Origin of the sequence: Exiguobacterium sp. SH31, from assembly GCF_001816105.1 — a bacterium.
Taxonomy (GTDB): Bacteria; Bacillota; Bacilli; order Exiguobacteriales; family Exiguobacteriaceae; genus Exiguobacterium; species Exiguobacterium aurantiacum_A.
In genome coordinates this window covers 37,411-43,726 of sequence record NZ_LYTG01000011.1, presented here as the reverse complement: position 1 = coordinate 43,726, position 6,316 = coordinate 37,411, and the positions used below count along the sequence as shown (strand labels likewise).

General features: G+C 53.6%; 8 protein-coding genes. 6 read left to right on the top strand and 2 right to left on the bottom strand.

What is annotated here, in order from left to right:
• The 4 genes from hflX to glnA all read left to right on the top strand — a co-directional run.
• The coding region (hflX, locus tag A6395_RS01800; protein ID WP_071397636.1) for a GTPase HflX at nucleotides 1-801 on the top strand (801 nt) is incomplete at its 5' end.
• A gap of 3 nt (nucleotides 802-804) precedes the next feature.
• Nucleotides 805-2,100 (top strand): methionine gamma-lyase family protein, encoded by a 1,296-nt coding sequence (locus tag A6395_RS01795; RefSeq protein WP_071397640.1) that lies wholly within the window; start codon nucleotides 805-807, stop codon nucleotides 2,098-2,100.
• Nucleotides 2,101-2,193: 93 nt separating this feature from the next.
• The gene (locus A6395_RS01790; RefSeq protein ID WP_071397635.1) at nucleotides 2,194-2,598 is read left to right on the top strand and encodes a MerR family transcriptional regulator; all 405 of its coding nucleotides are present in this window, start codon (nucleotides 2,194-2,196) and stop codon (nucleotides 2,596-2,598) included.
• 45 nt (nucleotides 2,599-2,643) lie between these two features.
• A complete protein-coding gene (gene glnA, locus A6395_RS01785) occupies nucleotides 2,644-3,984 on the top strand; it encodes a type I glutamate--ammonia ligase (RefSeq protein ID WP_071397634.1) in 1,341 nt (446 codons plus the stop codon).
• A 103-nt stretch (nucleotides 3,985-4,087) separates the two neighbouring features.
• Here glnA and A6395_RS01780 read toward each other — a convergent pair whose 3' ends face one another.
• Together A6395_RS01780 and lexA are read right to left on the bottom strand one after the other, a co-directional pair.
• Nucleotides 4,088-4,528, bottom strand: coding sequence for a metal-binding protein (locus A6395_RS01780; protein WP_071397633.1), 441 nt, complete (start codon nucleotides 4,526-4,528; stop codon nucleotides 4,088-4,090).
• The gene (gene lexA / locus A6395_RS01775; protein WP_070327143.1) at nucleotides 4,528-5,148 is read right to left on the bottom strand and encodes a transcriptional repressor LexA; all 621 of its coding nucleotides are present in this window, start codon (nucleotides 5,146-5,148) and stop codon (nucleotides 4,528-4,530) included. The genes A6395_RS01780 and lexA overlap by 1 nt, the downstream gene beginning before the upstream one ends.
• Before the next feature lie 200 nt (nucleotides 5,149-5,348).
• On the opposite strand from lexA, the gene A6395_RS01770 reads away from it, so the two are divergent.
• Both A6395_RS01770 and A6395_RS01765 read left to right on the top strand, forming a co-directional pair.
• Entirely contained in the window at nucleotides 5,349-5,585 is a 237-nt protein-coding gene (locus A6395_RS01770; protein ID WP_071397632.1) for a hypothetical protein, read from the top strand.
• A 73-nt stretch (nucleotides 5,586-5,658) separates the two neighbouring features.
• Nucleotides 5,659-6,303 (top strand): YneB family resolvase-like protein, encoded by a 645-nt coding sequence (locus A6395_RS01765; RefSeq protein ID WP_035386380.1) that lies wholly within the window; start codon nucleotides 5,659-5,661, stop codon nucleotides 6,301-6,303.
• Nucleotides 6,304-6,316: the final 13 nt, after the last annotated feature.

Here is a 6,316-nt window from a genome sequence, read left to right as displayed (position 1 = left end):
GGAGGCGGGATTGGGACACGTGGCCCGGGTGAGACGAAACTTGAAAGTGACCGCCGTCACATCAAGCGCCGCATCGATGAGATCAAGAAACAACTCGAAGGCACGGTCGCGCACCGTGACCGCTACCGTGTGCGCCGGAAAGAGAACCGTGTGTTCCAAGTCGCGCTCGTCGGTTACACGAACGCCGGCAAGTCGACGATTTTCAACCGTCTGACCGATGCCGACACGTATGAACAGGATGAACTGTTCGCGACGCTCGATCCGCTCACGCGTGAGCTCGAACTGCCGCGCGGCGGGAAAGTGCTGATCACCGACACGGTCGGGTTCATCCGCGACTTACCGACGAAACTCGTCGCCGCGTTCCGCTCGACGCTTGAAGAAGTGCTCGGAGCCGACCTCGTGCTTCATGTCATCGACGCGTCGAACCCGCACTACATGAACCAGATCGATACGACCAATTCGGTCTTGTCCGATCTCGGCGCGAGTGAGTTGCCGCAGCTCGAAGTGTACAACAAGAAAGATCGCTTGACGGCTGACTTCGTCGGTGGACCGCTCGTCATCTCGGCGCTCGACTCGGCCGATATCGAGACGCTCATCGGCGCGATAGAGGACAAGATTTCGGACGTGTTGACGAAAGTGCACGTCGTCTTGCCGGTCAGTTCGTTCGAACATTACCATCCGGCCAAAGATTCGATGTACCGGCTCGAGGAGAACTTCCTTGACGACGGCTCGGTCGAACTTGTCGGTTATATGAGAGAAGACACGCGTCTATATGCGACGCTGAAACCATTTGAGGTGTGAATGATGTGGCAAGAAAAGATTGAGCATTACGATGAATTGGCCCCGTTCGTCAAGCAAGCGGAACAACGGGTGAAACCTTATTTTGAAGCGATCGAGGAAACGGCGGAGTTCAACCAATACCGTGTCCTCGAATCGTTCAAGAAGCATAAAGTGTCGGACTTTCATTTCAATCCGACGACCGGGTACGGCTATGACGATATCGGGCGCGACACGCTCGAGTCGATCTATGCGGACGTGTTCGGGGCCGAACTCGCCCTCTGTCGTCCGCAAATCATCTCGGGGACACACGCGATCGGGATCGCCTTGTTCGGTGTGCTGTTACCGGGAGATGAACTCTTGTATATCACGGGTAAACCGTACGATACGCTCGAAGAGATCGTCGGCATCCGCGGCGACGGCCGCGGTTCATTAAAAGAACTCGGTGTCGGCTACGATACGGTCGAGTTGAAAGACGATCAAATCGATGTCACGGCTGCGATCGAACGGATCCGCCCCGAGACGAAGCTCGTCGGCATCCAACGTTCGAAAGGGTACGCCAATCGACGCAGCATCCCAGTCACAGAAATCGGCGAGGCGATCGCGGCGATCAAAGCAGCGCACCCGCACGTGTTCGTCTTCGTCGACAACTGCTACGGCGAATTTGTCGAGACGATTGAGCCGACACATGTCGGGGCCGACCTCATGGCCGGTTCGCTCATTAAAAACCCGGGCGGTGGCTTGGCGAAGACGGGCGGCTATATCGCCGGGACGAAAGCATTGATCGAACGATGCTCGTTCCGGATGACGACGCCAGGCATCGGCAGCGAGGCCGGTCCGTCGCTCTATTCGCTGCAGGAGATGTATCAAGGCTTTTATATGGCGCCGCACACGGTCGCCCAAGCGTTGAAAGGGGCCCATTTGACGGCGAGCCTGCTCGGCCTGCTCGGCTTCGAGACCGATCCGCATTATACGTCACGGCGGACCGATTTGATTCAATCGGTCACGTTCCGCGACCGCGACAAGATGATCGCGTTCTGTCAGAGCATTCAGATGGCGTCCCCGGTCAACGCCCACGCGTTGCCGGTACCGGCCTATATGCCAGGCTATGAGGACGACGTCATCATGGCGGCCGGGACGTTCATCCAAGGCTCGTCGATCGAACTATCAGCGGACGGACCACTCCGGGCGCCGTACACGGCATACGTCCAAGGCGGCTTGACCTATGCGCACGTGAAAGTCGCATTAATGCTCGCCTTGAGCCAATTGCGGACGAAAGGGCTCGTCACATTTGACCATGAAAATTCAACTCAAACGTTGTAATCGAAATGTCATGTTAACTTTCTTAACATCTATTGACAGGAAAGTTGTCATGTATTATTCTCACAGTGTGAGACAGAAAAGGAGGGGTAAGGGATGGCCGATCAATTTCGTCGCTCCAACCCGTTGTTTCCGATTGGGATCGTCCAAGATCTGACGCAACTGACAGGCAGGCAGATTCGATATTACGAAGAACAGGGTCTGGTTTCGCCTAGTCGGACGGAATCGAAACGACGACTTTATTCCTTTAATGATGTCGAACGTTTACTCGCAATCAAAGATTTCATTGACCAAGGCTTCAACTTGGCGGCGATTCGCCATATGCTCGACAACGACGGTGCCAAAGAGACAGAACAACCTGCTTCTACGGCCCCGCCAAGCGAACCGCCAAAGATTTCCGAGAAAGAGTTACATCAATTATTGAAAACGCAGCTTCAAGAAGCTGGTCGTTTCAATAAAACGTCGCTCATCCAAGGAGAGTTGTCACGTTTTTATCGATGACGCCAGTACGCAAACCATTACACAATGTGAGAGGGGACTTTTACCATGGCCAGAAAAACGTTCACAAAAGAAGACATCAAACGGATCGCACAAGAAGAGGACGTACGCTTTATTCGTCTTCAATTCACGGATATCCTCGGTACGATTAAAAACGTCGAGGTGCCGATCAGCCAATTGGACAAAGCACTTGATAACAAGATGATGTTCGATGGCTCTTCAATCGAAGGGTTCGTACGCATCGAGGAATCAGACATGTACCTCTATCCAGACCTTAACACGTGGGTTGTCTTCCCATGGACAGACGGCAGCGGTAAAGTCGCTCGCTTAATTTGTGATATTTATAATCCGGACGGCACGCCGTTCAGCGGTGACCCGCGCGGTATTTTGAAACGCAACCTCGAGCACATGCAAAAGCTCGGCTTCACAGCGTTCAACGTCGGACCAGAGCCAGAGTTCTTCCTCTTCAAGAAAGACTTGAACGGACAGCCGACACTCGAATTGAACGACCAAGGCGGTTACTTCGACTTGGCACCTGTCGATTCAGGTGAGAACTGCCGTAAAGAAATCGTTATCGAGCTCGAAAACATGGGCTTCGAGATCGAAGCGTCACACCACGAAGTCGCACCAGGACAGCATGAAATCGACTTCAAATACGCGGATGCGGTAACGACTGCCGACAACATCCAAACGTTCAAACTCGTCGTCAAGACGATCGCGGCGAAGTATGGCCTTCACGCGACGTTCATGCCGAAACCACTCTTCGGTGTCAACGGTTCAGGGATGCATGCGAACATGTCACTCTTTAAAGGCGACACGAACGTGTTCTACGACCCGAACGGTGACATGGAGCTCTCGGATACGGCACGCGCCTTCACAGCTGGTATCCTCGAGCATGCACGTGCGTTCACGGCGATCTGTAACCCAACGGTCAACTCGTACAAGCGTCTCGTGCCTGGATACGAAGCACCATGCTACGTCGCATGGAGCGCTCGTAACCGTTCACCGCTCGTTCGTGTACCGGCTGCCCGCGGCCTCTCGACACGTATCGAAGTACGTTCGGTCGACCCGGCGGCGAACCCGTACCTCGCGCTCTCGGCCCTCTTGGCTTCTGGTCTTGACGGCATCGAGAAAGATTTGAAAGCACCGAAACCGATCGACAGCAACATCTACGTGATGGACAAGCCAGAGCGTGTTGCGAACGGGATCGACGATCTTCCGGCGACACTCTTCGACGCGCTCGAAGTACTCCGCGCCGACAAAATCGTCATGGATTCGCTCGGTGACCACATCGGCGAACACTTCCTCGAGTTGAAAGAGATCGAGTGGGACATGTTCCGCACGCAAGTAACAGAGTGGGAACGCGATCAGTACATGACGCTCTACTAAGTCGAATGAACTCGAAAAAACGCTCGATCCAGTTTCATGGATCGGGCGTTTTTTTAGTCAAAACAAGCGACCACTCGAAATCGAGTGGTCGCTTGTTTTGCGGTTAGAACGCACGTTTGAAAAATGTGGACGCATAGTCGAGTGCCGTATGGAGCGTCGTCGCGAACACGAGACCGAGGAAGGACGGGATGCCGTTCAAGTCGAGCCACGTCTTCACAGCCGCTTCATACGGGGTGAACGTAAGGATGAGTGCGAGCGGGAAGCCGAGGTAGATGACACGAATGAGATCGCTCAACACCGGTAAGTGCGACAGCGGAGACCGGTGCGGCATCAGCTTCACGTAAGGGAGCCAAAAACCACGCAGCGGTCCCCACCGATAGTATGCATCCGATTTCAAATCGAGGTCCGGGGAGAGCCAGAACGTCCCGATAAGTGCACCGAGGAAAAGGGTAGTCGGGATATCGACATCAATAAAAGGCGTGGCAATCGCTAAAGCACCGATTGCCACGAGGTTCGTACGCGTATGTGTCTTGCCGCTAGCCATTAATGGATCGTCCGGTATACACCGATGACCTTCCCTAAAATGGATACGTTATCGAAATACATCGCCTCAAGTTCATCGTTCTCCGGCTGGAGTCGGACTTTCGACGCCTCTTTGTAGATCCGCTTGACGGTCGCCTCACCCTCGTCCGTCATCGCGACGACAATCTCTCCATTGTCTGCCGTGTTTTGTTGTCTCACGAGTACGCGGTCCCCGTCGAGGATTCCGGCGTTGATCATCGAATCGCCAGAGACGGAGAGCATATACACGTTATCCGAACCGACGATATGGGCCGGGAGCGGGAAGTGTTCTTCCACGTTCTCGATCGCCGTAATCGGTGTTCCGGCCGTAACTTTCCCGATAACCGGGACGTACATGACCGTCTCACGCTCCTCGATTGACGGGGCGTCCTCGCTCAACACTTCGAGCGCACGCGGTTTTGTCTTATCGCGCCGAATCAATCCACGTTTTTCAAGACGGTCCAAGTGACCGTGCACGGTCGAGCTCGATGCGAGACCGACCGCTTCACCAATTTCTCGGACTGACGGGGGATAACCTTTCGTCCGAACTTCAGCTTTTATAAAATCAAGAATCTGTTGCTGTCTTGCTGACATTTTTTTCAATGGATTTCACCTCGTTTATGTCGAATAACCTGCGAACGCATCCTATTCTTTATGGATTTATTTTAACACAAGAACATATGAGCGTACAAACATTCGTTCGTTTTTTCTTGACCGAACAGAGGTTCCTGTTTTATGATGAGAACAGATAAACGAACAGACGTTCCTAAGAACGCATATTCTCATATTTGGAGGCGGTTCAAATGAAAGATACAATCAACGGATTTATATTGGTCGGAATGGTAGTGCTCGGGATGTTCGCCTTTTACTTAGTCGGCGAGTTTCGCCAAGGCGAAGTTGGTGAGCCGACAGTGATGACGGTCGAAAGAAGTATCGAACAAGAAGTTGCGTTCAACGAAGCGGAGACGCTCGAAGCCCAGCTGTTAGCGGAACGTGCGGAAAAAGAAGAACGGAGAACGACGTGGTTCGCCGCTGAATGATCGATTTGGATTGCGAACACCCGCTCATCCTGTGTATCGTAAAAGGATGACTGGAAAGAAAGGAAGTGACGAGATGCGAGTCGTCATTTATTGTCGCGTATCGACGAACAAGTCCACTCAGGAAACCTCGCTCACGAGGCAAGAAGCGGAATTGTTACAGATGGCCAAACGTCTCGATGCGGAAGTGATCGATGTGATCACCGAACAAGAGAGCGGTTTCGAGGTCAACCGGACGGGTCTGCTCGATCTGTTAGAGCATGTGTCGGCGTCAAAGCTCGATGCCGTGCTCGTGAGCGATGACAGTCGCCTCGGCCGAGGGAATGCAAAAATCGCCATCTTGCATACGCTCATGAAGCATAACGTCCGGCTGTTGACAATGCAGTCGTCCGACGAATACGTCGTCTCCGACGCCGAGAAGATGGTGCTTGAGATTGTCAGCGTCGTCGAGGAGTATCAACGGAAGATTCATAACGCCAAGATATCGCGCGGCATGCGCCGGGCGGTCGCGAACGGCTTCAACCCGCAACGCAACATTCAGCACCATGACCAAGGTGGGAGGAGCCGGATCGAAGTGCCGATCGAGGAGATCGTCCAACTCCGGGAGCGGGGGCTCACCTTCGCTGAAATTGCGGCCACGCTCCGCGGATTCGGCTACGAAGTCTCGAAAGCGACTGTGAACCGTCGCTATTTGGAACATGTGGCAGTGCCAGAAACTTGATTCCTGCGCCCTG